Annotated in this window: 25 protein-coding genes; 11 read left to right on the forward strand and 14 right to left on the reverse strand. The window is 59.6% G+C overall.

Annotated features, from left to right (window positions below; genetic code table 11):
- Positions 1–5 precede the first annotated feature (5 nt).
- Positions 6–1,205: a tyrosine--tRNA ligase gene (gene tyrS / locus V5E99_RS00005; protein WP_499800529.1), complete on the reverse strand. Its 1,200-nt coding sequence runs from the start codon at positions 1,203–1,205 to the stop codon at positions 6–8.
- Positions 1,206–1,418: 213 nt separating this feature from the next.
- On the opposite strand from tyrS, the gene V5E99_RS00010 reads away from it, so the two are divergent.
- Together V5E99_RS00010 and V5E99_RS00015 are read left to right on the forward strand one after the other, a co-directional pair.
- Positions 1,419–2,843 carry a peptidoglycan DD-metalloendopeptidase family protein gene (locus V5E99_RS00010; RefSeq protein ID WP_499799955.1) on the forward strand — a complete coding sequence of 475 codons (1,425 nt, stop codon included), beginning with the start codon at positions 1,419–1,421 and terminating at the stop codon, positions 2,841–2,843.
- A gap of 3 nt (positions 2,844–2,846) precedes the next feature.
- A complete protein-coding gene (locus V5E99_RS00015) occupies positions 2,847–3,938 on the forward strand; it encodes an anhydro-N-acetylmuramic acid kinase (RefSeq protein WP_499799957.1) in 1,092 nt (363 codons plus the stop codon).
- Positions 3,939–4,019: 81 nt separating this feature from the next.
- Here V5E99_RS00015 and erpA read toward each other — a convergent pair whose 3' ends face one another.
- A complete protein-coding gene (erpA, locus tag V5E99_RS00020) occupies positions 4,020–4,370 on the reverse strand; it encodes an iron-sulfur cluster insertion protein ErpA (RefSeq protein WP_007947969.1) in 351 nt (116 codons plus the stop codon).
- Between the two features lie 168 nt (positions 4,371–4,538).
- Positions 4,539–5,573: an N-acetyl-gamma-glutamyl-phosphate reductase gene (gene argC / locus V5E99_RS00025; RefSeq protein ID WP_499799959.1), complete on the reverse strand. Its 1,035-nt coding sequence runs from the start codon at positions 5,571–5,573 to the stop codon at positions 4,539–4,541.
- A gap of 134 nt (positions 5,574–5,707) precedes the next feature.
- On the opposite strand from argC, the gene hemJ reads away from it, so the two are divergent.
- From hemJ to coq7, 7 genes are all read left to right on the forward strand, one after another.
- The gene (hemJ, locus tag V5E99_RS00030; protein ID WP_499799960.1) at positions 5,708–6,136 is read left to right on the forward strand and encodes a protoporphyrinogen oxidase HemJ; all 429 of its coding nucleotides are present in this window, start codon (positions 5,708–5,710) and stop codon (positions 6,134–6,136) included.
- Positions 6,137–6,169: 33 nt separating this feature from the next.
- Positions 6,170–7,138: an NAD(P)H-dependent flavin oxidoreductase gene (locus V5E99_RS00035; protein WP_499799961.1), complete on the forward strand. Its 969-nt coding sequence runs from the start codon at positions 6,170–6,172 to the stop codon at positions 7,136–7,138.
- A gap of 93 nt (positions 7,139–7,231) precedes the next feature.
- A complete protein-coding gene (locus V5E99_RS00040; RefSeq protein WP_499799962.1) occupies positions 7,232–7,924 on the forward strand; it encodes a DUF805 domain-containing protein in 693 nt (230 codons plus the stop codon).
- Complete coding sequence (locus V5E99_RS00045) at positions 7,854–8,216, forward strand: hypothetical protein (protein ID WP_499799964.1); 363 nt, start codon at positions 7,854–7,856, stop codon at positions 8,214–8,216. The genes V5E99_RS00040 and V5E99_RS00045 overlap by 71 nt, the downstream gene beginning before the upstream one ends.
- 62 nt (positions 8,217–8,278) lie before the next feature.
- Positions 8,279–9,067 (forward strand): SDR family NAD(P)-dependent oxidoreductase, encoded by a 789-nt coding sequence (locus V5E99_RS00050; RefSeq protein WP_499799965.1) that lies wholly within the window; start codon positions 8,279–8,281, stop codon positions 9,065–9,067.
- Positions 9,068–9,135: 68 nt separating this feature from the next.
- Positions 9,136–9,474, forward strand: coding sequence for a histidine triad nucleotide-binding protein (locus V5E99_RS00055; RefSeq protein WP_060541606.1), 339 nt, complete (start codon positions 9,136–9,138; stop codon positions 9,472–9,474).
- Positions 9,475–9,664: 190 nt separating this feature from the next.
- Positions 9,665–10,312, forward strand: coding sequence for a 2-polyprenyl-3-methyl-6-methoxy-1,4-benzoquinone monooxygenase (coq7, locus tag V5E99_RS00060; RefSeq protein WP_499799967.1), 648 nt, complete (start codon positions 9,665–9,667; stop codon positions 10,310–10,312).
- A gap of 137 nt (positions 10,313–10,449) precedes the next feature.
- Here coq7 and speD read toward each other — a convergent pair whose 3' ends face one another.
- The gene (gene speD, locus V5E99_RS00065; RefSeq protein WP_499799969.1) at positions 10,450–11,244 is read right to left on the reverse strand and encodes an adenosylmethionine decarboxylase; all 795 of its coding nucleotides are present in this window, start codon (positions 11,242–11,244) and stop codon (positions 10,450–10,452) included.
- 239 nt (positions 11,245–11,483) lie between these two features.
- The gene (locus tag V5E99_RS00070) at positions 11,484–11,906 is read right to left on the reverse strand and encodes an OsmC family protein (protein WP_003176451.1); all 423 of its coding nucleotides are present in this window, start codon (positions 11,904–11,906) and stop codon (positions 11,484–11,486) included.
- Positions 11,907–12,142: 236 nt separating this feature from the next.
- On the opposite strand from V5E99_RS00070, the gene crp reads away from it, so the two are divergent.
- Complete coding sequence (crp, locus tag V5E99_RS00075) at positions 12,143–12,787, forward strand: cAMP-activated global transcriptional regulator CRP (protein ID WP_054044118.1); 645 nt, start codon at positions 12,143–12,145, stop codon at positions 12,785–12,787.
- Here crp and V5E99_RS00080 read toward each other — a convergent pair.
- The 4 genes from V5E99_RS00080 to V5E99_RS00095 form a co-directional block, all read right to left on the reverse strand.
- The gene (locus V5E99_RS00080) at positions 12,784–13,485 is read right to left on the reverse strand and encodes a lipoate--protein ligase family protein (RefSeq protein ID WP_499799970.1); all 702 of its coding nucleotides are present in this window, start codon (positions 13,483–13,485) and stop codon (positions 12,784–12,786) included. The two genes, crp and V5E99_RS00080, sit on opposite strands and share 4 nt — an antisense overlap.
- 142 nt (positions 13,486–13,627) lie before the next feature.
- Positions 13,628–14,464 (reverse strand): indole-3-glycerol phosphate synthase TrpC, encoded by an 837-nt coding sequence (trpC, locus tag V5E99_RS00085; RefSeq protein WP_499799972.1) that lies wholly within the window; start codon positions 14,462–14,464, stop codon positions 13,628–13,630.
- Positions 14,461–15,510, reverse strand: a complete 1,050-nt coding sequence (gene trpD / locus V5E99_RS00090; protein WP_497642103.1) for an anthranilate phosphoribosyltransferase — start codon at positions 15,508–15,510, stop codon at positions 14,461–14,463. Before trpD ends, trpC begins: the two co-directional genes overlap by 4 nt.
- 9 nt (positions 15,511–15,519) lie before the next feature.
- Positions 15,520–16,113, reverse strand: coding sequence for an aminodeoxychorismate/anthranilate synthase component II (locus tag V5E99_RS00095; RefSeq protein WP_169372825.1), 594 nt, complete (start codon positions 16,111–16,113; stop codon positions 15,520–15,522).
- Positions 16,114–16,519: 406 nt separating this feature from the next.
- On the opposite strand from V5E99_RS00095, the gene estP reads away from it, so the two are divergent.
- Positions 16,520–18,430, forward strand: coding sequence for an esterase EstP (gene estP / locus V5E99_RS00100; RefSeq protein ID WP_499799974.1), 1,911 nt, complete (start codon positions 16,520–16,522; stop codon positions 18,428–18,430).
- 170 nt (positions 18,431–18,600) lie between these two features.
- Here the strand turns inward: estP and trpE are convergent, their stop codons facing one another.
- The 5 genes from trpE to V5E99_RS00125 form a co-directional block, all read right to left on the reverse strand.
- A complete protein-coding gene (gene trpE / locus V5E99_RS00105) occupies positions 18,601–20,082 on the reverse strand; it encodes an anthranilate synthase component I (protein ID WP_499799976.1) in 1,482 nt (493 codons plus the stop codon).
- A 71-nt stretch (positions 20,083–20,153) separates the two neighbouring features.
- A complete protein-coding gene (locus tag V5E99_RS00110) occupies positions 20,154–20,972 on the reverse strand; it encodes a phosphoglycolate phosphatase (protein WP_499799978.1) in 819 nt (272 codons plus the stop codon).
- Positions 20,969–21,643: a ribulose-phosphate 3-epimerase gene (rpe, locus tag V5E99_RS00115; RefSeq protein WP_092277324.1), complete on the reverse strand. Its 675-nt coding sequence runs from the start codon at positions 21,641–21,643 to the stop codon at positions 20,969–20,971. Before rpe ends, V5E99_RS00110 begins: the two co-directional genes overlap by 4 nt.
- A gap of 116 nt (positions 21,644–21,759) precedes the next feature.
- Positions 21,760–22,908, reverse strand: a complete 1,149-nt coding sequence (locus tag V5E99_RS00120; protein ID WP_499799981.1) for an iron-containing alcohol dehydrogenase — start codon at positions 22,906–22,908, stop codon at positions 21,760–21,762.
- A 230-nt stretch (positions 22,909–23,138) separates the two neighbouring features.
- Positions 23,139–23,963: an ABC transporter permease gene (locus V5E99_RS00125; protein ID WP_027926741.1), complete on the reverse strand. Its 825-nt coding sequence runs from the start codon at positions 23,961–23,963 to the stop codon at positions 23,139–23,141.
- Between the last annotated feature and the right edge of the window lie 9 nt (positions 23,964–23,972).

A 23,972-nucleotide genomic window follows, 5' to 3' on the forward strand; every position in this document is an offset into this window, starting at 1 on the left:
CAGCTTTATTCGGATTTGAGCGTAATACGCGCAAATGCCTTCTTCCCAGCCTGGCAAACATGGGTCGCACCCAGTACGTATATAAAGGTGCGATCGACAACCTCACCATCGATACGCACACCACCAGAACTCAAAAGGTCGCGCGCCACTGCCGAGTTCTTCACCAGGCCTGCCTTATTAAGGACAGCGGCGATCGGCATATCTTCAGCAGCCGTCAATTCGATCTCCGGCAGATCATCCGGCAGTTCGCCTTCCTTCATACGGTTACCCGCCGCACGATGGGCATTGGCCGCAGCCTCGTCGCCATGGAAACGCGCAACGATCTCTTCGGCCAGCTTGATCTTGATATCCCGAGGATTGGCACCCGCCTCGACATCCGCACGGAATGCATTGATCTCATCCATGGAGCGGAAGCTGAGCAATTCGAAGTAGCGCCACATCAGCGCGTCCGGAATGGAAACCAGCTTGCTGTACATGACGCCCGGCGCTTCCTGGATACCGACGTAGTTGCCCAACGACTTGGACATCTTTTTCACGCCGTCCAGACCTTCGAGCAACGGCATGGTCAAAATGCACTGAGGCTCCTGACCATAACCACGCTGAAGCTCACGCCCCATCAGCAGGTTGAACTTCTGATCGGTACCGCCCAACTCGACATCCGCACGCAAGGCAACCGAGTCATAACCCTGAACCAGCGGATAAAGGAACTCATGAATCGCGATGGGTTGATTGGTGGTGTAGCGCTTGTCGAAGTCGTCGCGCTCCAGCATGCGAGCCACGGTGTATTGCGAAGTCAGGCGAATGAAGTCGGCCGGCCCCATCTGATCCATCCAGGTGGAGTTGAACGCCACCTCGGTTTTAGCCGGGTCCAGAATTTTGAAGACCTGAGTCTTGTAGGTCTCGGCATTCTCGAGAACCTGCTCGCGGGTCAGCGGAGGACGGGTGGCACTCTTGCCACTCGGATCACCGATCATCCCGGTGAAGTCACCTATAAGGAAGATGACCTGATGACCCAGCTCCTGGAACTGACGCAGCTTATTAATAAGCACGGTATGGCCCAGGTGCAAATCCGGCGCAGTCGGATCGAAGCCTGCCTTAATACGTAGCGGCTGACCACGCTTGAGCTTTTCGATCAGCTCGGACTCGACCAACAGTTCTTCCGCACCACGTTTAATCAGCGCTAGCTGCTCTTCAACCGACTTCATAACAGACCCGCAAGGCTCAGATTCAAAGGGAACCAACCATACAAGATCGCGCACCAAATACAAGTTTTGCCCGGCGCGCGGACGCCAATCCACGGACAGAGCGTCCGCAGGCTTGCTTCAGAGATGATTTGGTTATATTTTATACAGTTATTTCATCTTCATCATGTCAGTCATCTTTTCCAATTCATCCTTTTTTCAAAGTCAAAACTACCTATGACCACAGAACCGTCTAAAGCGCCGCCGCTTTACCCGAAGACCCACCTGCTTGCTGCAAGTGGCATCGCCGCCCTTCTCAGCCTCGCTCTCCTGGTATTCCCTTCCAGTGATGTTGAAGCCAAAAAGACGACCCTGAGCCTTGAACTGGAAAGCCCTGCTGAACAACTGACACAAGATCAAGACGCCGCCGACGCCGTCCAAGCCACAAATGAGCCGGCAGCCTCCCCATTTGCACAAATCGAAGACAGCGCCGAAGACACCCAGGAAACCGCTCAGGCCGCCCCTGCACCGGTAGTCGAACCGAAGAAAGCCCCCGCCCCAAACCACAAAGAAGTGATCGTTGGTAAAGGCGATACCCTCTCGACCCTGTTCGCTAAGGTGGGTCTGCCGGCCGCTTCGGTACATGACATCCTGGCCAGCGACAAGCAGGCCAAGCAGTTCAGCCAGTTAAAACATGGCCAGAAGCTCGAATTCGAGCTGGGCCCTGACGGCCAACTGACCAACTTGCACAGCAAGCTCAGCGACCTCGAAAGCATCACCCTGACCAAGAATGACAAGGGTTATGTATTCAACCGCGTTACAGCCAAACCGACCGTGCGCTCCGCCTACGTTCATGGTGTGATCAACAGTTCGCTGTCGCAATCCGCCGCTCGCGCCGGCCTGTCCCACAGCCTGACCATGGACATGGCCAGCGTGTTTGGCTATGACGTCGACTTCGCCCAGGACATTCGCCAGGGCGACGAATTCGACGTGATCTACGAACAGAAAGTCGTCAACGGCAAAGCAGTCGGCAATGGTCCGATCCTTTCCGCACGCTTCACCAACCGCGGCAAGACCTACACCGCCGTGCGCTACACCAACAAACAAGGCAACAGCAGCTATTACACGGCTGACGGCAACAGCATGCGCAAGGCGTTCATCCGCACCCCGGTAGACTTCGCCCGCATCAGCTCGAAATTCTCCATGGGCCGCAAACACCCGATCCTGAACAAAATCCGCGCCCACAAAGGCGTCGACTACGCAGCACCACGCGGCACACCGATCAAGGCAACCGGTGACGGCAAAGTGCTGTTGGCCGGTCGTCGCGGCGGCTACGGCAACACGATCATCATCCAGCACGGCAATACCTACCGGACGCTGTACGGCCACATGCAAGGTTTCGCCAAAGGCGTACAGACTGGTGGCAACGTCAAGCAAGGCCAGGTGATCGGCTACATCGGCACCACGGGCCTGTCCACCGGTCCGCACTTGCACTATGAGTTCCAGGTCAATGGCGTACACGTTGATCCACTGGGCCAGAAGCTGCCAATGGCTGATCCGATCGCCAAAGCCGAGCGCTCACGCTTCCTGGCGCAAAGCCAGCCGCTGATGGCACGGATGGACCAAGAGAAGGCCACCATGCTGGCCTCGAGCAAACGCTAAGCCATGACGTTCTATATAGGTGTGATGTCCGGGACCAGCCTCGATGGCCTGGACATTGCGCTGGTCGAACTGACACCGGCGATCAAGCTGATCGCCACGCACTACATCCCCATGCCTGAATCCCTGCGCGCCGAGCTGCTTGGCTTGTGCGCCAGCGGTCCAGACGAGATTGCCCGCTCCGCCATCGCCCAGCAGCACTGGGTAACACTGGCGGCCCAGGGCATTCACACCCTCCTCGACCAGCAGCAGCTCAAACCCCAGGACATTCGTGCGATTGGCAGCCACGGCCAGACCATTCGCCACGAACCGGCACGCGGGTTTACGGTGCAAATCGGCAACCCGGCGCTGCTGACCGAGCTCACTGGCATCACTGTAGTCAGTGACTTTCGCAGCCGCGACGTCGCGGCCGGCGGCCAGGGTGCACCACTGGTTCCGGCCTTCCACGAAGCATTGTTTGAAGCGCAACCCGGCAACCGCGCGGTATTGAATGTCGGCGGCTTCAGCAACCTCAGCCTGATCGAACCCGGCAAACCTGTCGCCGGTTTCGACTGCGGCCCGGGAAATGTGCTGCTGGACGCCTGGATTCACCAGCAACGCGGCGACCACTTTGATCGCGACGGCCAGTGGGCGGCCAGCGGCAAGGTTGAAAAAACCTTGTTGAACGAGTTGCTCAGCGATCCATTCTTCGTGACCAAAGGCCCCAAAAGCACCGGTCGCGAAGTATTCAACCTGCCGTGGCTGGTGCAACACCTGTCGCACTTGCCCGCCTTCGCTGCAGAAGATGTCCAGGCAACCTTGCTTGAACTGACCGCCCTGACCATCGTTGAATCGCTGCAAAGCGCCCAGTCAGATACCCGGGAATTGCTGGTCTGCGGCGGCGGCGCGCATAACGCTGCATTAATGGCGCGTCTGGCGGCCCTGCTACCGAGCGCAAATGTCAGCAGCACTGCGGCTTACGGTGTCGACCCGGACTGGGTCGAAGCAATGGCTTTCGCCTGGCTGGCCCATTGCTGCCTTGAAGGCATCGCGGCCAACCGCCCAAGCGTCACTGGCGCACGCGGCTTGCGCATACTCGGCGCCATCTATCCCGCCTGAACTACCCCGCCTGAATCCCGGACAGCAAAACGCCGCAGGACTGTGAAGCCCTGCGGCGTTTTGTAATACGGTGATACGCAATCAGATCGAGAACGAAGAACCGCAACCACAGGTGGTGCTGGCGTTCGGATTCTTGATCACGAAGCGCGAACCTTCCAGACCTTCCTGGTAATCCACCTCGGCACCGGCCAGGTACTGGAAGCTCATCGGATCAACCACCAGGCTCACGCCTTCGCGCTCGACAATGGTGTCGTCATCGGCCACTTCTTCATCGAAGGTGAAGCCGTACTGGAAACCTGAACAACCACCGCCCGTAACGAATACGCGCAGCTTCAAACGATCATTCCCCTCTTCATCGACCAGGCTCTTCACCTTGTGCGCAGCACCGTGGGTGAATTGCAAAGCCGTGGGGGTGAAGGATTCGACGCTCATGCTAACTATCTCCCGGCGTTACGCCGCCATAATGCGTGATGGCGGGCATTATCCGCTTCTCCTACAAAATCGGTCAACTATTGTTACGGTATATCAATAAGCCCGATTGCCAGTCCGAAATACAAAAAGGCCCGTCAGACGGGCCTTTTTGCCAAGCGCGATATTGCCTTACGGCAGCATCCCCGCATGGGACAGGCCCAAGCGCTCATCCAGACCAAACACGATGTTCAGGTTCTGCACCGCTTGCCCCGACGCGCCCTTGACCAGGTTGTCGATCACGGACAACACCACCACCAGATCACCATCCTGCGGACGATGCACCGCGATTCGGCAAACGTTGGCACCACGCACGCTGCGGGTTTCCGGATGGCTACCGGCCGGCATCACATCGACGAACGGTTCGTTGGCATAACGCTTTTCAAACAGCGCCTGCAGATCCACCGAGCGATCCACGACGGTGGCGTAAAGCGTCGAATGAATCCCGCGAATCATCGGCGTCAGGTGCGGAACGAAGGTCAGGCCAACGTCCTTGCCCGAGGCGCGACGCAGCCCTTGGCGAATTTCCGGCAAATGACGGTGACCTTTGACCGCGTAGGCCTTCATGCTTTCCGATGTCTCGGAGTACAGCGAACCGACAGCAGCACCACGACCGGCACCGCTGACACCGGATTTGCAGTCGGCTATCAGGCGCGAGGTATCCGCCAGACCGGCCTCAAGCAAGGGCAGGAAGCCCAGTTGCGTAGCGGTCGGGTAGCAACCCGGCACGGCGATCAGGCGCGCTTGCTTGATTTGCTCGCGATTGACTTCCGGCAAGCCGTAGACCGCTTCTTCCAGCAACTGCGGCGCGCCGTGTGGCTGACCGTACCATTTGGCCCATTCATCAGCGTCTTGCAGACGGAAGTCCGCCGACAGGTCGATGACCTTGGTCCCGGCCGCCAGCAGTTCACCGGCCAGGGCATGGGCAACACCGTGCGGCGTGGCGAAGAACACCACGTCGCAGGCGCCCAGGGTCTTGATATCTGGAACGCTGAACGCCAAGCCGTCGTAATGGCCTCGCAGGTTCGGGTACATATCAGCCACGGCCAGACCGGCCTCGGATCGGGAAGTGATCACGACCACTTCAGCTTGCGGATGCTGTGCCAACAGACGCAGCAATTCGACACCGGTGTAACCCGTGCCGCCGACGATACCGACCTTGACCATAAACCTGCCCTCAACGAACCCACTGGAAAGCCGTCGATAATAGGGCCCGTATCGTCCTGCGACAACCGGCAAGGTGACGTGCGGGGCCTCAAACTCTACTATCCGGGCTACCGTGAACCTGGGAATAACTAAAAATGCTCTATCTGTGGCTCAAAGCGTTTCATATCGTCAGCATGGTGTGCTGGTTTGCCGGCCTGTTTTACCTGCCGCGCCTGTTCGTCTACCACGCGCAAAGCGAAGACAGCGTCAGCAAGGAGCGCTTCAGCGTCATGGAGCGCAAGTTGTATCGCGGCATCATGGGCCCGGCGATGATCGCCACCCTGGCCTTCGGCATCGCGCTGATCGCCCTTAATCCCAGCATCTTCAGCCAAGGCGCGTGGATTCACGCCAAACTGACTTTGGTGGTCATCCTGATCGGCTACCACCACATGTGCGGCGCGCAGGTAAAACGCTTTGCCCGTGGCGAAAACACCCGCAGCCATGTCTTTTATCGCTGGTTCAATGAAGTGCCGGTTCTGATATTGCTGGCTATCGTAATTCTGGTCGTCGTTCGGCCGTTCTAATCCAATAAGTCACCATTTATCGGGGTACTTCCAATGTCGCTGCCCGCTCTGCTCGAACAACGTTTGCGTCTGCCTGTAGTGGCAGCGCCGATGTTCCTGATTTCCAATCCTCAATTGGTGCTGGCCTGCTGCCGTAATGGCGTAGTGGGCAGCTTTCCTGCGTTGAACCAGCGCGAGAGCAGCGGCTTCAAGGCCTGGCTGGAAGAGATCGAGGCGGGATTGGCGACACTGGAGAGTCCGGCGCCCTACGCGGTGAACCTGATCGTCCACAACAGCAACCCACGACTGCAAGCGGACCTGGAGATCTGCATCGAGCACAAAGTGCCGATCGTGATCACCAGCCTCGGCGCCGTGAAAGAGCTGGTGGACGCGGTGCACAGCTATGGCGGTCTGGTGTTTCACGACGTGACGACCCGTCGTCACGCTGAGAAAGCCGCCGAGGCCGGTGTCGATGGTTTGATCGCCGTGGCCGCCGGTGCCGGGGGGCACGCCGGGACCTGGAGTCCGTTTTCGTTGATTGCCGAAATCCGCCAATTCTTCGACAAGACCCTGCTGCTGGCCGGTTGCCTGAACCACGGCCATGAGATTCTCGCGGCGCAATTGCTCGGCGCGGATTTGGCCTACTTCGGTACGCGATTTATCGGCACCACCGAAAGTCATGCGCCTGACGCCTACAAGCAGATGTTGCTGACTTCCAGAGCGGCGGACATCGTTCATACTCCAGCGGTGTCGGGCGTGCCGGCGAGCTTCATGCGCCAAAGCCTGGAAGCGGCCGGTTTCGACACGGCAGCGCTGCAAGGCAAAGGTGAAGTGAACTTCGGCGCCAAGCTCAAGCCTATAAGTGACGAAGCCAAAGCCTGGAAAACCGTGTGGTCTGCCGGTCAGGGCGTTGGTGAAATCGATGATTTGCCAAGCGTCGATGAATTGGTCACACGGCTCGACGCGGAATACCGCAAGGCGCTGGAGTTGGTAGCCCAACTGCCTAAACGCTGGCCGCGCTGACTGTAAAACTTGGCCAGCCGCTATCGGCTGGCTTTACACTGCCGGGCCGCAACACTCTCTTTTCCAAACCTGCGCGACAAGGATGCCTCGGCTATGAGCGAAAACCGTTTCAAGATTGTGTTCGACGGCGCTCTGCTGCCAGGTGTTGATGTCACCACCGCCAAACTCAATCTCGCCGAACTGTTCAAAAGCGATGTCGCGGCCATTGAACGGCTATTCAGTGGCCGACCGGTGGCACTCAAACGCGACCTGTCGCAACTCGACGCGCAGACTTATCTGCAAGCCCTGACGAAAACCGGCATTGATGCACGCATCGAGGCCGAACCCTCGATAGAGCTGAACCTCGCCGACGTGCACGACCACGTGCCCGCCAGCTACCCACCGGTATCGGCAGACCCTGAATCGCCTTATGCACCGCCGCGGGCCACCGTCGGTGAAGCCCTGCCGGAATTCGCCACCCTCAAGCCGTTCAGCTTCGAAGGGCGGATCGGACGCCTGCGGTTTTTGGCCTGGACCATGGCCCTGACCCTGGTGACGCTGGCCGTGGGCTCGGTGTTTGCCATTCTCGGCCTCGCACTGATCAGCGCGGACTCGACCTCAGGCCTGATTCTCGGCGGCCTGCTGGCGTTTATTCTTCTCGTGGCGCTCGGGTTCGTCAGTATCCAGTTCAGCGTCCAGCGTCCAGCGTCTGCACGATATTGGCTGGTCCGGTTGGTTGTGGCTGTTGAACCTGGTGCCGTTCGTGGGCAGTTTCTTCCCGTTCGTGATCATGGTGGTGCCGGGTAACGAGACCGCCAACCGCTACGGCGCGCCACCTCCGCCGAACAGCACGGCGGTCAAAGTGCTGGCTTCGCTGTGGGTAGCGTTTATCGCGATCATCTTCGTCGGCGCATTGGCCGGTGGCATTACCGCCATCCAGCAAGAGTATGAAAGCGCCGCCGAAACCAGCTACGACAGCGGCTCGGTCACCACTGACGAAGTTGAAGCCGAGCCGGCTGCAGAAGCAGAGCAAGTACCCAATTCCGCAGACGATGAAGCCGAAGAAGCCCCGGCCCCTGTAGACTCTGCGAAAGAATGAACAGCGCTCCCCGCCCGTGACACCTGCGTCGCCGGCGCGGAGCTGTTGCGATGGAGAACTGCATGACCCGTTACGCTCTGATCACTGGCGCTTCCAGCGGCATCGGCCTGGCGATGGCCGAAGCGCTGGCCCGCCGTGGCCGCAGCCTGATTCTGGTGGCCCGACAGCGTGATCAGCTGGAAACAATTGCGATTGAACTGACCCAACGTTTCGGCGTGGAAGTGCTATTCCGCGCCTGTGACCTGGGCGAGCCGTTAAGGCTCTCCGGATTCCTGCTGGAATTGGAAGAAGGCGACCGCCAGATCGATTTGCTGGTGAACTGCGCCGGCATCGGCACGTGCGGCCCTTTCCTGGCCCAGGACTGGATGACCGAGCAGGACCTGATCGAGGTGAACATCCTGGCCCTCACCCGCCTGTGCCACGCCATCGGCAACAGCATGGCCTTGCAGGGCGGCGGGCAGATTTTGAATGTGGCCTCGGTGGCGGCGTTCCATCCCGGCCCGTGGATGAGTACGTATTACGCGAGCAAGGCTTATGTGCTGCACTTTTCCGAAGGCTTGCGCGTCGAACTGAAGAAATGCGCGGTCAAGGTCTCGGTGCTCTGCCCCGGGCCGACCCGCACGGCGTTCTTCCAGACCGCACAACTGAACACCGGCAAACTGGCCGAGAGCAAATTGCTCATGAGCTCCGAGGAAGTCGCGCTGTACACCGTGCGGGCCCTGGCAAAAAACCGCGCCATCATTATTCCCGGCCGACTGAATCGCTGGTTTGCCTTCCTGCCGCGACTCGGCTCGCGCTGGCTGACCCGGACAATCGCAGGCATGGTCAACAAGGCCTACTGCCCGCGCTGAAACCCTTAACAGTAGAAGGCTGGGCTCGGGTCTGACTCAGGCCAGCCAAAACAACGGAGAAAACAGCTGTGGATACTCTGTTCACCAAGATCATCAACCGGGAAATTCCGGCCAAGATCATCTACGAGGACGACCAGGTACTGGCCTTCCACGACATCGCCCCACAGGCCCCGGTGCATTTTCTGGTCATCCCGAAAAAACCGGTGCGCACCCTCAATGACCTGACCGAAGATGACAAGGCACTGGCCGGGCATATTCTGTTCACCGCCCAACGCCTGGCGCTGGAGCTGGGTTGCGAAAAAGGGTTCCGAGTAGTCATGAACTGCAATGAAGAAGGTGGGCAAACTGTCTACCACATCCATATGCACGTGCTGGGTCAACGCCAGATGAACTGGCCGCCGGGCTGATTTTTTGCCTTTGTAGGAGCGAGGCTTGCCCGCGATGGCGTCCGCAAGATCGCCATCGCGGGCAAGCCTTGCTCCTACAGATGATTTTTGCCCCACGTCAGGTTGCATCGGTCAAGGGCAATGACCCAGCGCAAACCTTCCCCGGCCGATTCAGTTAAACTGGCCGCCGAGATTCCTCCCGGAGGTCAGCATGACTACCCAACGTCACTACTCGCCGATTGACCGTCTTCTGCTCCAGGCCGATGCCGCGATGCGTACCTTGTTGCCCTTCAGCGGCCAACCGTACCGTCCGTCACCCGCCATCGTGCAGCCGGAAGCGCAAATGAGCGATGAAGACACCCGGCACGTCGCCGGCCTGATGCGCATCAACCATACCGGCGAAGTCTGCGCCCAGGCGCTGTATCAGGGCCAGGCCTTGACCGCCAAGCTGCCGCACGTGCGCGCCGCCATGGAACATGCCGCTGAAGAAGAAATCGATCACTTGGTGTGGTGCGAACAGCGCATCCAGCAGTTGGGCAGTCACACCAGCATTCTCAATCCGCTGTTCTATGGCATGTCCTTCGGGATCGGTGCTGTCGCCGGGTTGATCAGCGACAAGGTCAGCCTGGGTTTCGTTGCGGCTACCGAGCACCAGGTCTGCAAGCACCTGAACGAACACCTTGAGCAACTGCCGGCCGAGGACGAAAAGTCCCGGGCGATTCTCGAGCAGATGCGCATTGATGAAGAACATCATGCGGAAAGTGCACTGGACGCAGGTGGTTTCCGTTTCCCGGCGCCGGTGAAGTTCGGGATGAGTCTGTTGGCCAAGGTGATGACCAAGAGTACTTACCGGATCTGATCGTAGGAGCAAGGCTTGCCCGCGATGGCGATCTTGAGGACGCTATCGCGAGCAAGCTTTGCTCCTACAAGGGTTCTGCGACAGACATAAAAAAGGCGACTGCCGTGAGGAAGTCGCCTTTTTTGTGCTCGAAAATCTTAGCTCGGCATGTTGCGCGCGTAGAAGATTTCCAGCATTTCGTGTTTCACGCGTTCTGTCACCTGAGCGCGTTGCTCGGAGGACAGGCTGTTGGTGGCATCGCCGAACAGGTAGTTATCCAGTTCGAAGTTCTTCAGCAGCATTTTGGTGTGGAACAGGTTTTCCTGGTACACGTTCACGTCAGTCATCTGGTAACTGTCGCGGGTGTCTTCGGAGAGGTAGTTCTGGATCGAGTTGATCTCGTGGTCGATGAAGTGCTTTTTGCCTTCAACGTCACGGGTGAACCCGCGCACGCGGTAATCCACGGTCACGATGTCCGAATCGAACTGGTGAATCAGGAAATTGAGCGCTTTAAGCGGTGAAATGACACCACAGGTCGACACGTCAATGTCCACACGGAACGTGGCAATACCGTCCACCGGATGGATTTCCGGGTAGGTGTGCACCGTGATGTGGCTCTTGTCGAGGTGGGCCAGGATGATCTCGGGCAACGGGCCCGGGGACTCTTCGATCTGGCTGTCGGTCGGGGTTACCGGCTCTTCAGAGATCAGAATCGTGACGCTGGCGCCCTGTGGGTCGTAGTCCTGACTGGCGATGTTCAGGATGTTGGCACCAATGATATCGACAACTTCTGTGAGGATCTGCGTCAGGCGCTTCGCGTTGTACTCTTCATTGATGTACTCGACGTAAGCCTGCTGGTCTTGCGGGGTTTCCGCGTAGCAGATGTCATAGATGTTGAAGCTCAAGGTCTTTGTCAGGTTATTGAACCCGTGGAGCTTGAGTTTGCTTTTCACCGTTAAAAACTCTCTATGTATTGCGGCCCGGGCCGCGTGATCAAGCATGCCCGTCAGATGCGAACAACGCAGCTGCGTAGGACGGTTAACACCTCTTCGCGATGGCGATTTTGGTTGTCTGTTCGGGTGCGGAGCCTGTCGGGTGACGGGCCACGACCCTGAAAAAAGTGGCGCATTATGCAGACGTCAGCTATGGATCGCCAGAGTCTGCACAGCTTTTATGATAGTTGAATGTCGAATCAGCCGAGTTCGATGATTTCGTAGTCGTGGGTAATGGCTACGCCAGCCGCGCCGAGCATGATCGAGGCCGAGCAATACTTCTCGGCGGACAGTTCGATGGCGCGTTTGACCTGGGCTTCTTTCAAGCCACGGCCCTTGACCACGAAGTGCATATGGATCTTGGTGAAGACCTTTGGATCTTCCGTTGCACGTTCGGCTTCCAGGAAGGCTTCGCAGCTCTCGACCGCCTGGCGGGACTTCTTGAGGATGCTGACCACGTCGAAATTGCTGCAACCACCGACACCCAGCAGGAGCATTTCCATCGGGCGGACACCCAGGTTACGACCGCCGGCCTCGGGAGGACCGTCCATGACCACCACGTGACCGCTGCCGGATTCACCGAGGAACATGGCTTCGCCAGCCCATTGGATGCGTGCCTTCATCGCCAAGACTCCACTGTCTAAAAAAGGGTCGCCAGCTTAGCACAGGGGCCCGTCATGACAGTCCCTCACCTTCCTACGCCGCATGTACCTATGCTGTAGGCAAATTCTCAAATCTTGAAGGAATGTGTCTGTTAAGCTGGCGCCAATTCGCTGGCGCATAGCCAGCCCTGTAACGCCTGTCATCAGCAACTCATAAAAAAACCAACCACACCGTGCAGTCTTTTCGGGATACAACCATGGTTGCTATTACCCCAACACCCAAAATCAAGAACCTCGACAAGCTGTTGATGCACTGCCAGCGCCGTCGTTATGCGGCCAAGAGCAACATCATCTGTGCCGGCGACCGCTCGGACACGCTGTTCTTCATCATCAAGGGCTCGGTCACCATCCTGATCGAGGACGATGACGGCCGCGAGATGATCATTTCCTACCTGAACGCCGGGGACTTTTTCGGTGAACTTGGGCTGTTTGAACAGGCCGGCCTGGAGCAGGAGCGCAGCGCCTGGGTACGCGCCAAGGTCGAATGCGAAGTCGCGGAAATCAGCTACGCGAAATTCCGCGAATTGTCCCAGCAAGATCCAGATATTCTTTACGTACTCAGCGGACAAATCGCACAACGCCTGCGCAACACCACGCGCAAGGTCGGCGATCTGGCGTTCTTCGATGTGACCGGTCGCGTCGCGCGGTGCCTGCTGGAATTGTGCAAGCAGCCGGACGCCATGACCCACCCGGACGGCATGCAAATCAAGGTGACCCGTCAGGAAATCGGGAGGATTGTCGGGTGTTCCCGGGAGATGGTCGGTCGCGTGCTCAAGGACCTTGAAGAACGCAACCTGGTGGATGTCAAAGGCAAGACCATGGTGGTCTTCGGCACGCGTTAAGCCTCGAACATCTCGCCCAGCAACTGGCGGTACAGCGCGTCGAGGCGTGCCAGCGCATCGGGGGCGGCAAACTTTTCATGCAGCGCGATGTGGCTTTCGGCCCGAACTCGCTGATCCAGACCGCACGCCTCATTGAAGCGGTTAACCGCCGCGACCATCGACTCCCGCTCGTTATCCAGCAGCAACGCCCCGTGCACCAACCCGACCGGACGCGTACCGCCCTTGCTCTGCCGCCAGCGCTGGGCGGTGCCGACCATTTTGCGACCATCAAGGTTGACGTTGAAGCGGCCATCACAGAAAGCGCCTTCGACTTCGCCCAGCGACGAGACACCGCCCAACTCATCAAGTAGCTGACAAATCGGATCGCAGAGGCGGCGATAGGCGGTTTCGATACGGTTCTGATCACCTTCGCTGCGGGGTGCTGCGTAGACCAGTGCGATGTTGATTGTCGAGGACGACTGCGGGACCGGTTCGCCGCCGGTTTCGCGCAGCAGCACAGGCCAACCCGCAGCGGCTGAGACTTCACACGCGGCTTCGAATCCCGGCAAGCGATTCAAACGACGCGGCATGACCAGCGCGCGGTCACTCGGCTGCCAGAACAGCAGGCCGAATTCTGAAGAGCCGGTGCAGACTTCGGCCAGCAGATCCTGTTCGGAGAGTAAGCCGGCTTCGGTTGTTAGAGAGGTAATCAGAGTCATAAGGAGTTCCGTAGGACCTTAAGTCTGTGGTGAGTCTTCTACCGTCTTCGCGAGCAAGCCCGCTCCCACATTAGCTCTGTGTACACAGGTCAAATGTGGGAGTGGGCTTGCTCGCGAAGGCAGCGACTCGGTCTAACTGTACTCAGTCGAGTGTAGAACCACTCACCGCCGAGCCACGCTCCGGGAAGAACAGACGCTGCAACTCAGTACCCGGGCTTTCCGCGCGCATGAACGCTTCGCCGACCAGGAAGGCGTACACGTCGCTGATTTCCATCAGCTCGACGTCGGCCCGGTTGAAAATCCCGCTTTCGGTAATCACCAGGCGATCACGGGGGATGCGCGGCAACAGGTCGAGGGTGTTTTCCAGGCTGACTTCAAAGGTGTGCAGGTTACGGTTGTTCACGCCTACCAGCGGCGTGTCGAGGGTTTTCAAGGCCCGCTCCAACTCGTCGCCATCGTGGACTTCCACCAGCACATCGAGGCCAACGCTTTTGGCCACGGCGGCCAGCTCGGCCATTTTCACGTCGTCCAGTGCGGAGACGATCAACAGCACGCAGTCAGCGCCCAGGGCACGGGCTTCGACGATCTGGTACGGATCGATCATGAAGTCCTTGCGGATCACCGGCAGCTTGCACGCGGCGCGGGCCTGTTGCAGGTAGGCGTCGGCGCCCTGGAAGTAATCGATATCGGTCAACACCGAGAGGCAGGTGGCGCCGCCCTTCTCGTAGCTTTTGGCAATGTCGGCAGGCACGAAGTTCGCGCAGATCACGCCTTTGCTCGGCGAGGCTTTTTTGATTTCAGCAATCACCGCCGGTTGCTTGAGCTTGGCCTGAGCGATCAATGCCTTGGCAAAACCACGGGGTGCATCGGCTGCCTTGGCCAGGCTTTCCAGCTCGGCCAGGCTCACACGGGCGCTACGCTCGGCAACTTCCTGGACTTTGCGGGCCAGAATGTTTTCCAGAACCGTCGGTACACTCATCCCTCATTCTCCACTCGAAATACCGCGGTAAACGCACCCAGCTCCTCGAGTTTTTCCCGAGCGAGGCCGGTGTGCAGCGCGTCGTGCGCCAGGGCAACGCCCTCTTTCAAACTGGTTGCATGGTCGGCGGCATACAGCGCGGCACCGGCATTGAGCACGATCATCTCGGCGGCTTTCTGGCCGTTCTCGGTCTTGCGCTTGCCCAAGGCATCGCGAATCAGCTCAAGCGAAGCGGCCGGGCTGTCGACGGCCAGGCCGTGCAGGCTCTGGCTCTTCATGCCCAAGTCTTCCGGCTCGACCCAATATTCGGTGATCTGATCGTTCTTCAGTTCTGCCACGAAAGTCGGCGCCGCCAGGCTGAACTCATCCAGGCCATCCTTCGAATGCACCACCAAGACATGTTTACTGCCCAGACGTTGCAAGACTTCAGCCAATGGCCGGCACAGGGCCGGGTTGAACACGCCCACCACCTGATGTTTCACGCCAGCCGGATTCGTAAGCGGGCCGAGCATGTTGAACAGGGTACGCAGGCCAAGGTCCTTGCGCGGGCCGGCGGCGTACTTCATGGCGCTGTGGTGAGTCTGGGCGAACATGAAACCGATGCCGACGTTATCGATGCAGCGTGCCACCTGGACCGGCGTCAGGTTCAGGTAGATCCCGGCCGCCTCCAGCAAGTCGGCGCTGCCGCTTTTGCCCGAGACTGCACGGTTACCGTGCTTGGCCACCGTGCAACCGGCCGCCGCGACCACGAAGGATGAGGCGGTCGAGACGTTGAAAATATTCGCACCGTCACCGCCGGTGCCCACCACATCGACGACGCCGTCGAGGGTCTTGAGTTCGACCTTGTCCGCCAGTTCACGCATGACCGACACCGCGCCGACGATTTCGTCGATGCTTTCGCTCTTCATGCGCATGGCCATCATGAACGCGCCGATCTGCGCATCCGTGCATTGCCCGGTCATGATTTCGCGCATCACATCACGCATTTCATCGGTGCTGAGGTCGAGGTGATCGACGATACGGCCCAGGGCTGTCTTGATATTCATGAAAAGTCCTTAGCGCGTGCCGCCGGTTTGTTTGAGGAAGTTAGCGAACAGCTCGTGGCCCTGCTCGGTGAGGATCGATTCAGGGTGAAACTGCACCCCTTCGATGTTCAGCGTCTTGTGGCGCAGGCCCATGATTTCATCAACCGAACCGTCTTCGAGCTGGGTCCACGCGGTCAGCTCCAGGCAGTCCGGCAGGGTTTCGCGCTTGACGATCAGCGAATGGTAGCGGGTCACCGTCAATGGCCGATTCAGGCCTTCGAAAACGCCCTTGTCCTCGTGGAATACCGGACTAGTCTTACCGTGCATGACCTGACGGGCGCGCACTACATCACCGCCAAAGGCCTGGCCGATGGATTGGTGACCGAGGCAGACGCCGAGGATCGGCAACTTGCCGGCGAAGTGTTTGATCGCGGCGATGGAGATGCCCGCCTCAGTCGGGGTGCAAGGACCGGGGGACACGACGATGCGCTCAGGGTTGAGGGCTTCGATTTCGGCAATGGTGAGTTCATCGTTGCGCACGACTTTGACCTGGGAGCCGAGCTCACCGAGGTACTGCACAACGTTGTAAGTAAAGGAGTCGTAGTTGTCGATCATCAGCAACATGGCGTGGAACCTCTTGAATTCACTGACTTTTAAGACGGCCTTCAAATGATTTACCCGCAGTGCGCTGCGTTTTGTCAGGTGCCGGAGTAGCGCCTGCAAAGCAGTATTTGAAACGGGTAAAGAAGGCAAAGCGGTACAGGTCCGGCGGAGCCGGCAAAAGAATTCAGGCGCGCCAACGCCAGCGGGCGTGTGCCTTGATGACTTGATCCAGGAGTTTGCTGATGATCAACACGGAGAAGGTCTCATTTATACGTCTCGGCACAGTAACTTAGCTGGGCAGAGCGTGCAATATGGCCGAGGTCACGGCTTGCGAAACAAACCAGGGGTTCGCGACAGATGGCAAAAGGCCGGGAGTTTTTGGTACTGTCGTTTCGTTCACTACAACAATAAATAAACGGACTTGCTCATGATCAAACAGACGTTGTTTGTACCACTCGCCAGTTGCCTGCTCGCCATGGCCTGCGCCCAGGCGAATGCGGCGCCCAATCCTTACACGAACTTCGTCGTTTTCGGCGACAGCCTCAACGATGCCGGTACGTTTGCCGACACCGGCGGGCCTGCCGGGGCCACCCAGCGTTACACCAACCGCGTCGGCCCGCTTTACACGGACGGCAGCGGCGAAAACCGCTCGCTGAACGCCACGCAGATTCTGGGCGCAAAACTGGGTTACTCAGCCGACCAGACCGCGTCCTCGTCCTCGGCGGTACGCGCCAGCGAAGGCCTGCCCGACGGCAACAACTGGGCGGTCGGCGGCTATCGCACCGACCAGATCCTTGACTCGATCACCGGCACATCCGCCACTGGCGAGCGCACCCGCGCCGGGTATCTGCCGTCGAACAACTTCCGCGCCGACCCGAATGCGCTGTATTACCTCTCGGGCGGTGGCAACGACTTTCTTCAGGGTCGTGTGACCAGCCTGCCGCAAGCCAGCGCCGCCGCCGATCGTCTGGCCAGCAGCGTACAAACCCTGCAAACGGCGGGTGCCCGCTACATCATGGTCTGGCTGCTGCCGGACATCGGCTTTACCCCGGCCTTCAACGGCTCGCCCCTGCAAGCGTTCACGACCCAGCTCAGCAACCAGTTCAACACCGAACTGGTGAGCCAGTTGCAGGGCATCAACGCCAACATCATCCCGCTGAACATCCCGGTTCTGCTCAAAGAGACGTTCGCCAACCCGGGCCAGTTCGGCCTGGCCACCGACCAGAACCTGAGCGCCACTTGCTTTAGCGGCGACGGTTGCACCGCCAACGCCCGTTACGGGATCAACAGTGCGACCCCGGACCCGACCAAGCTGATCTACAACGATTCGGTCCACCCGACCGAAGCCGGGCAGCGCCTGATTGCCGATTACGCCTACTCCCTTCTATCCGCGCCATGGGAAGCCAGCCTGTTGCCGGAAATGGCCCAAGGCACATTGCGCTCCCATCAGGATGAGTTGCGCAACCAGTGGCTGGCGGATTGGGAGAACTGGCAAGGCGTCGGCCAGTGGCGAGCGATTGTCGCCGCCGGCGGCCAACACCAGGATTTCGACAGCCAGCGCAGCGGCGCCAGTGCTGACGGCAATGGCGCCAACCTGAACATCGGTGGCAGCTACCGGCTCAACGACGCCTGGCGCGTAGGTTTGGCGGCGGGTTTCTACAACCAGAAGCTTGAAGCAGGCAGTAACGATTCGGACTACAAGCTCAACACGTACATGGGCACCGCATTCGCCCAGTACCAGCAGAACCGCTGGTGGGGTGACGCCGCAGTGACCGCCGGGCATCTGGACTACAACAGCCTGAAACGTAAATTCCAGCTAGGCGTTAATGAGCGCGGGGAGAAAGGCGATACCGACGGTTACCTGGTCGCCCTCAGCGGTCGTGTGGGTTACGACATCGCGCCAGAGGCGAGCAGCCCATGGCACTTGTCGCCGTTCGTGAGCGCCGACTTCGCCAAGGTGGAAGTCGATGGTTACTCGGAAAACGGGGCTGATGCCACGGCGCTGACCTTTGATGACCAGTCGCGCATCTCCCGGCGACTTGGCCTCGGTATCCAGGGCAAGTACCAGATCACCCCGCAGACCCAGGTATTCGGTGAATTCGCCCACGAACGTGAGTACAACGACGACACCCAGGACGTGACCATGAACCTCAACAGCCTGCCGGGCAATCGCTACACCCTGGCCGGCTACACCCCGCAGACCAACCTGAACCGCCTGAACCTGGGCGTGAGCCACAACCTCACCAAGGAACTGGCACTGCGCGCCAGCTACGACATTCGCCGGGATGATGACTTTACCCAGCAGGGCGTTAACTTGGGGGTCAGCCTGGACTTCTAAAACGAAAGATCAAAAGATCGCAGCCTTCGCCAGCTCCTACGGGTTTAGTCCGATTCCCTGTAGGAGCTGGCGCAGCCTGCGATCTTTTGGCGGCATGAAATTGCAGGCATAAAAAACGCGGCGCCCTCACAGGCGCCGCGTTTTTTTGCTGAAGAAGCCCCTGTGGGAGCTCAACTGTCGGGGGTTTGCTCGGCCAATGCTACGGCGCGGAACATCGCGCGGCGCTTGTTCAGGGTTTCTTCCCATTCCAGCGCCGGCACCGAGTCAGCGACGATGCCGCCGCCGGCCTGCACGTGCAGTTCGCCGTCCTTGATCACCGCCGTGCGGATCGCAATCGCAGTGTCCATGTTGCCGTTCCAGGCGAAGTAACCAACCGCCCCGCCGTAGACACCACGCTTGACCGGCTCCAGTTCGTCGATGATCTCCATCGCGCGAATCTTCGGTGCACCAGACAAGGTACCCGCCGGCAGAATCGCCCGCAGTGCGTCCATCGCCGTCAGCCCGGCCTTCAATTGCCCGGTGACGTTGGACACGATGTGCATCACGTTGGAATACCGCTCGATGACCATTTTCTCGGTGAGCTTCACCGAACCGATTTCCGACACCCGGCCCGTGTCGTTACGCCCCAGATCGATGAGCATCAAGTGCTCGGCGATTTCCTTGTCGTCCGACAGCAGGTCTTTTTCCAGCGCCAGGTCCGCCTCTTCGTTGGCCCCGCGTGGGCGGGTGCCGGCAATCGGGCGCACGGTGATCAAGTTGTCTTCGACCCGCACCAGCACTTCCGGCGAACTGCCGACGACATGGAAGTCGCCGAAGTTGAAGAAGTACATGTAAGGCGTCGGGTTGAAGCAGCGCAGCGCCCGGTACAGATCGATGGGCGCTGCCTTGAAGTCGATCGACATACGCTGGGACGGCACGACCTGCATGCAGTCACCGGCCAGGATGTATTCCTTGATGGTGTCGACGGCTTTTTCGTAATCGTCCTGGGTGAAGCTCGAACGGAACACCGGGTCAGCAGATTGTTGCTTGCTGAAATCCAGGCCACGGCGCGGGGTGATCGGCTGGCGCAGTTGCTCCAGCAGGGCTTCCAGGCGCGCCTGGCCTTGCTCGAAGGCATCGGCCTGCGCCGGGTCGGCCAGAACGATTGCGTGCATCTTGCCGGCGAGGTTGTCGAACACCACTACAGCGTCGGACACCATCAGCAGAATGTCCGGCACGCCCAGCGGATCAGGGTTCGGGCATTTGCCCAGACGTTTCTCCACATAACGCACGCAGTCATAACCGAAGTAACCCACCAGACCGCCATTGAAGCGCGGCAGGCCTGGGATGGTCGGGACGTTGTAACGAGCCTTGAATTCTTCGACGAAGGCCAGTGGATCTTCGGCTTCAAGGCTTTCGATCTCGACGCCGTCATGGGTCACGCTGATGCGGTGATCATGAACCCGCAACACCGTGCGGCACGGCAGGCCGATGATCGAGTAACGCCCCCACTTCTCCCCGCCCTGTACGGATTCCAGCAGGTAGGAGTTGGGCTGATCGGCCAGTTTCAGGTAGATCGACAGCGGCGTGTCGAAGTCGGCCAGGGTTTCACAGGCCATCGGGATACGGTTGTAGCCGGCAGCGGCCAAACGCAGGAATTCTTCGCGGATCATGGGGTAGCCTCGTGGCTTGAGGGTCTAACAGTCAGGTATGCAAACGCGCCGGGATGCCGGCCAGGAACAAGTCAGGCGCGCCAACGCCAGCGGGCCAGGGCCTTGATGACTTTCATCCAGAGTTTGCGAGTGACCACCACGATGGCGTTTCCAGCAGGGGGTTGAACAGCGTCGGGCAACGTTATCTCAGCGGCCGGGTCCAGGCAACCGGGAATTAGCTTGCGCAGATCGTCAATCACCAGCGCCGGCGACTCTTCGGCAATCGGCCGGCCATGGTTGTAGCCGTAACTCAGGGCCACACACTTGACCCCCGCCGCTTTCGCCGCCAGCACGTCACTGCGCGAATCGCCGACAAACAACGATTGCGAGGCCGGGATGTTGGCCATTTTCATCACGAAAAACAGCGCCGCCGGATCGGGCTTCTTCTGCGGCAAGGTGTCGCCGCCGATGATCCATTTGAAGTAGCGCCCGATCTTCATCTGATCCAGCAGCGGCGCGACAAAGCGCTCCGGCTTGTTGGTGATCAGCGCCATCTCGACGCCTTGCTTGTGCAGCCACTTCAGGGTGTCGCGCACGCCGGGATAGACCACGGTCAATTCATGGCTCTCGCTGTAAGCCTCCATGAAAATCTCCAGCGCGCCTTCGGCCTCGCCATCATCCACCGCAGAATGGTCGATGCCACCGGCCAGCGCACGACGCACCAGTACCGGCGCGCCGTTGCCGACCCACTCGCGCACCGACTCAAGCCCGGCGGGCTCGCGGCCCATCTTGAGCAGCATGTTATCCACGGCAACCGCGAGGTCGGGGACCGAATCGATCAGCGTGCCATCCAGATCGAACATCACCAGTCGCGGCAGACGCCCCGGGAACAGCTGCTCAAAGCCACTCATGGACGAGCCAGCGCCAGTTCGGAACGCATCTTCTCGATCACTTCCTGGTAGTTCGGCGCATTGAAGATCGCCGAGCCGGCCACAAAGGTGTCGGCGCCCGCAGCGGCGATTTCACGAATGTTGTTCACATTCACGCCGCCGTCGATTTCCAGGCGAATGTCGCGGCCGGACGCATCGATCAGCGCACGGGCCTGACGCAGTTTGTCGAGGGTGCCGGGAATGAACTTCTGCCCGCCGAAGCCCGGGTTGACGCTCATCAGCAAGATCATGTCGACCTTGTCCATCACGTATTCGAGCACGCTCAGCGGCGTGGCCGGGTTGAACACCAGGCCCGCCTTGCAGCCGCCTTCGCGGATCAGTTGCAGGGAACGGTCGACGTGTTGCGTGGCTTCCGGGTGGAAGGTTATGTAGGTCGCGCCGGCCTCGATGAAGTCGCCGACGATGCGATCCACCGGGCTGACCATCAAGTGGGCATCGATCGGCGCGGTCACGCCGTACTTGCGCAATGCTGCGCAGACCATCGGGCCGATGGTCAGGTTCGGCACGTAGTGGTTGTCCATGACATCGAAGTGCACGAAGTCGGCGCCAGCGGCCAGGACGTTGTCCACTTCCTCACCCAGGCGGGCGAAGTCGGCGGAGAGAATCGACGGAGCAATTACGAAGGGCTGCATGACGCACCTTTTCTGAGCAAAATCACGATGGCGCGCATTGTATACCTCATGCTTTGACGCGCGCACTGTGACCGCGATGATTGGGGCTGCCTTCGATCAATACGAGGCCACAGGCTCTAGTACGCCGCCCGGTAGATCTTCTCGATATCGACGGCACTCAATTTGCGCGGATTGTTGCGCATCAAGCGCTCGATCCCCGCCGCTTCCACCGCCATGGCCGGAATCGCGTCCTCGGGCACACCGAAGCTGCGCAGGCCCAGGGGAATTTCCACTGCCAGGCACAACGCGGTCATCGCCTCCACCGCTTTGTCCGCCGCATCGGTGGCGCTCAGGTGCGCGGTTTTCACGCCCATGGCCTCGGCAATATCCTGCATGCGTTCGACGCAGGCCATTTTGTTCCAGGTCATGACGTACGGCAGCAACAAGGCGTTGCTGACACCGTGGGCAATGTTGAACCGCCCGCCCAGCGGATACGCCAGCGCATGCACCGCGCCGACCCCGGCATTGCCGAACGCCATGCCGGCCATCAGGCTGGCAGTGGCCATGTCTTCCCGGGCTTGCAGGTTGGCCGGGTTGGCGTAGGCCTTGGGCAGCGCCTGGGTAATCAGCTTGATTGCGCCAATGGCCAGGGCATTGGTGATCGCCGAGGCATTCAGCGACAGATAAGACTCAATGGCGTGTACCAGCGCATCGACACCACTGGCGGCGGTGACACTGCGCGGGCAGGTCAGGGTCATTTGCGGGCTGACCAGCGCCACGTCCGGTAATAGATAGTCGCTGACGATGCCTTTCTTCAGTTGCGCGACCTTGTCGGAGAGGATCGCCACGTTGGTGACTTCCGAACCGGTGCCGGCGGTGGTCGGGATGGCGATCAGCGGCGGGCCTTTGCGCGGCACTTGATCGACGCCGAACAAATCTTCCAGCGCCCCGTGGTAACCGGCATACGCCGCCACGCTTTTGGCGATGTCGATGGCACTGCCGCCGCCGAGGCCGATCAACCCGTCATGCCCGCCTTCGCGGTAGACGCGCATGCAGTCTTCGACGATGGCGATTTCCGGGTCGGGCAGTACGCGGTCGAAAATTTCATAGGCTCGATCGCCCAGATGCGCCAGCGCCAGCTCGACCGTGCCGGATTTGACCAGGGCGGCGTCGGTGACGATCAGCGGGTTGTCGATGTCCAGGCGAGTCAGTTCCGCCGCCAGTTGCTCGATGGCACCGGCGCCGGTGATCAGTTTGTGGGCAATTTTGAAAGAGGAAAGACTCATGTGCGCAGCCTCTTATCGATAGGGGAGCTGGGCACAATAGTAGCTGGGGATTGGGGTTTGTCTGTTATTCAGCCAATGAATGATCAACCACCGCGAAACCACACCCCTGTAGGAGCTGCCGAGAGAAACGAGGCTGCGATCTTTTGACTTTGATTTTTTAAAAACAAGATCAAAAGATCGCAGCCTCGTTTCTCTCGGCAGCTCCTACACAGCGCCTACGGATGACTGCGTCAGACCTGCGCAGTACGCAGTTTCTCGCTGCGCCCACGCAGCCATTCCAGGGTCAGCAACAGGATCACCGAGAAGGCAATCAGCAGCGTCGCGGCGGCGGCGATGGTCGGGCTGAGGTTTTCGCGGATGCCGCTGAACATCTGCCGTGGCAAGGTCGCTTGTTCAGGGCCGGCGAGGAACAGCGTCACCACCACTTCATCGAACGAAGTGGCGAAGGCAAACAACGCCCCGGAGATTACACCCGGCGCAATCAGCGGCAAGGTCACCCGACGGAATGCGGTCAGCGGCGAAGCACCAAGGCTGGCAGCGGCGCGCACCAGGTTGTGGTTAAAGCCCTGCAACGTCGCCGACACCGTGATGATCACAAACGGCACACCCAACACGGCGTGGACCACGATCAGCGAGAAGAAGCTGTTACCCAGGCCCAGCGGCGCGAAGAACAGATAACTGGCCACACCAATGATCACCACCGGCACCACCATCGGCGAAATCACCAGGGCCATCACCAGCGCTTTACCGGGGAAGTCGCCACGGGTCAGGCCAATCGCCGCCAACGTGCCGAACACCATCGCCAGCACCGTGGCCGCCGGGGCGACGATGATGCTGTTCTTCAAGGCGCGCATCCATTCCGCCGAGGCGAAGAAGTCCTGATACCAGTGCAGCGAGAAGCCCTGCAGCGGATACACCAGGAAACTGCCCGAGTTGAACGACAGCGGAATGATCACCAGCACCGGCAGGATCAGGAACAACAGAATCAAGCCGCAGAGAATCCGCAAGCTGTAGAACCACACCCGCTCAACGGGCGACATATAAGGACTCAGCATTTCGATTCT

It is taken from the genome of Janthinobacterium sp. LPB2021202312-11-4 (assembly GCF_037049705.1).
GTDB lineage: Bacteria > Pseudomonadota > Gammaproteobacteria > Pseudomonadales > Pseudomonadaceae > Aquipseudomonas.

Bases quoted from the DNA above. Each gene is read 5' to 3' on its own strand.
- V5E99_RS00050 (WP_499799965.1), top strand. From the start codon at position 8,279: ATGACCCGTTACGCTCTGATCACTGGCGCTTCCAGCGGCATCGGCCTG.
- V5E99_RS00010 (WP_499799955.1), top strand. From the start codon at position 1,419: ATGACCACAGAACCGTCTAAAGCGCCGCCGCTTTACCCGAAGACCCAC.
- erpA (WP_007947969.1), bottom strand. From the start codon at position 4,370: ATGAGCGTCGAATCCTTCACCCCCACGGCTTTGCAATTCACCCACGGT.
- V5E99_RS00035 (WP_499799961.1), top strand. From the start codon at position 6,170: ATGTCGCTGCCCGCTCTGCTCGAACAACGTTTGCGTCTGCCTGTAGTG.
- V5E99_RS00095 (WP_169372825.1), bottom strand. From the start codon at position 16,113: ATGTTGCTGATGATCGACAACTACGACTCCTTTACTTACAACGTTGTG.
- trpC (WP_499799972.1), bottom strand. From the start codon at position 14,464: ATGAGTGTACCGACGGTTCTGGAAAACATTCTGGCCCGCAAAGTCCAG.
- tyrS (WP_499800529.1), bottom strand. From the start codon at position 1,205: ATGAAGTCGGTTGAAGAGCAGCTAGCGCTGATTAAACGTGGTGCGGAA.
- V5E99_RS00120 (WP_499799981.1), bottom strand. From the start codon at position 22,908: ATGAGTCTTTCCTCTTTCAAAATTGCCCACAAACTGATCACCGGCGCC.
- hemJ (WP_499799960.1), top strand. From the start codon at position 5,708: ATGCTCTATCTGTGGCTCAAAGCGTTTCATATCGTCAGCATGGTGTGC.
- V5E99_RS00040 (WP_499799962.1), top strand. From the start codon at position 7,232: ATGAGCGAAAACCGTTTCAAGATTGTGTTCGACGGCGCTCTGCTGCCA.
- trpD (WP_497642103.1), bottom strand. From the start codon at position 15,510: ATGAATATCAAGACAGCCCTGGGCCGTATCGTCGATCACCTCGACCTC.
- argC (WP_499799959.1), bottom strand. From the start codon at position 5,573: ATGGTCAAGGTCGGTATCGTCGGCGGCACGGGTTACACCGGTGTCGAA.
- V5E99_RS00015 (WP_499799957.1), top strand. From the start codon at position 2,847: ATGACGTTCTATATAGGTGTGATGTCCGGGACCAGCCTCGATGGCCTG.
- V5E99_RS00070 (WP_003176451.1), bottom strand. From the start codon at position 11,906: ATGAAGGCACGCATCCAATGGGCTGGCGAAGCCATGTTCCTCGGTGAA.
- V5E99_RS00080 (WP_499799970.1), bottom strand. From the start codon at position 13,485: ATGACTCTGATTACCTCTCTAACAACCGAAGCCGGCTTACTCTCCGAA.
- trpE (WP_499799976.1), bottom strand. From the start codon at position 20,082: ATGATCCGCGAAGAATTCCTGCGTTTGGCCGCTGCCGGCTACAACCGT.
- crp (WP_054044118.1), top strand. From the start codon at position 12,143: ATGGTTGCTATTACCCCAACACCCAAAATCAAGAACCTCGACAAGCTG.
- V5E99_RS00125 (WP_027926741.1), bottom strand. From the start codon at position 23,963: ATGCTGAGTCCTTATATGTCGCCCGTTGAGCGGGTGTGGTTCTACAGC.
- V5E99_RS00110 (WP_499799978.1), bottom strand. From the start codon at position 20,972: ATGAGTGGCTTTGAGCAGCTGTTCCCGGGGCGTCTGCCGCGACTGGTG.
- coq7 (WP_499799967.1), top strand. From the start codon at position 9,665: ATGACTACCCAACGTCACTACTCGCCGATTGACCGTCTTCTGCTCCAG.
- estP (WP_499799974.1), top strand. From the start codon at position 16,520: ATGATCAAACAGACGTTGTTTGTACCACTCGCCAGTTGCCTGCTCGCC.
- rpe (WP_092277324.1), bottom strand. From the start codon at position 21,643: ATGCAGCCCTTCGTAATTGCTCCGTCGATTCTCTCCGCCGACTTCGCC.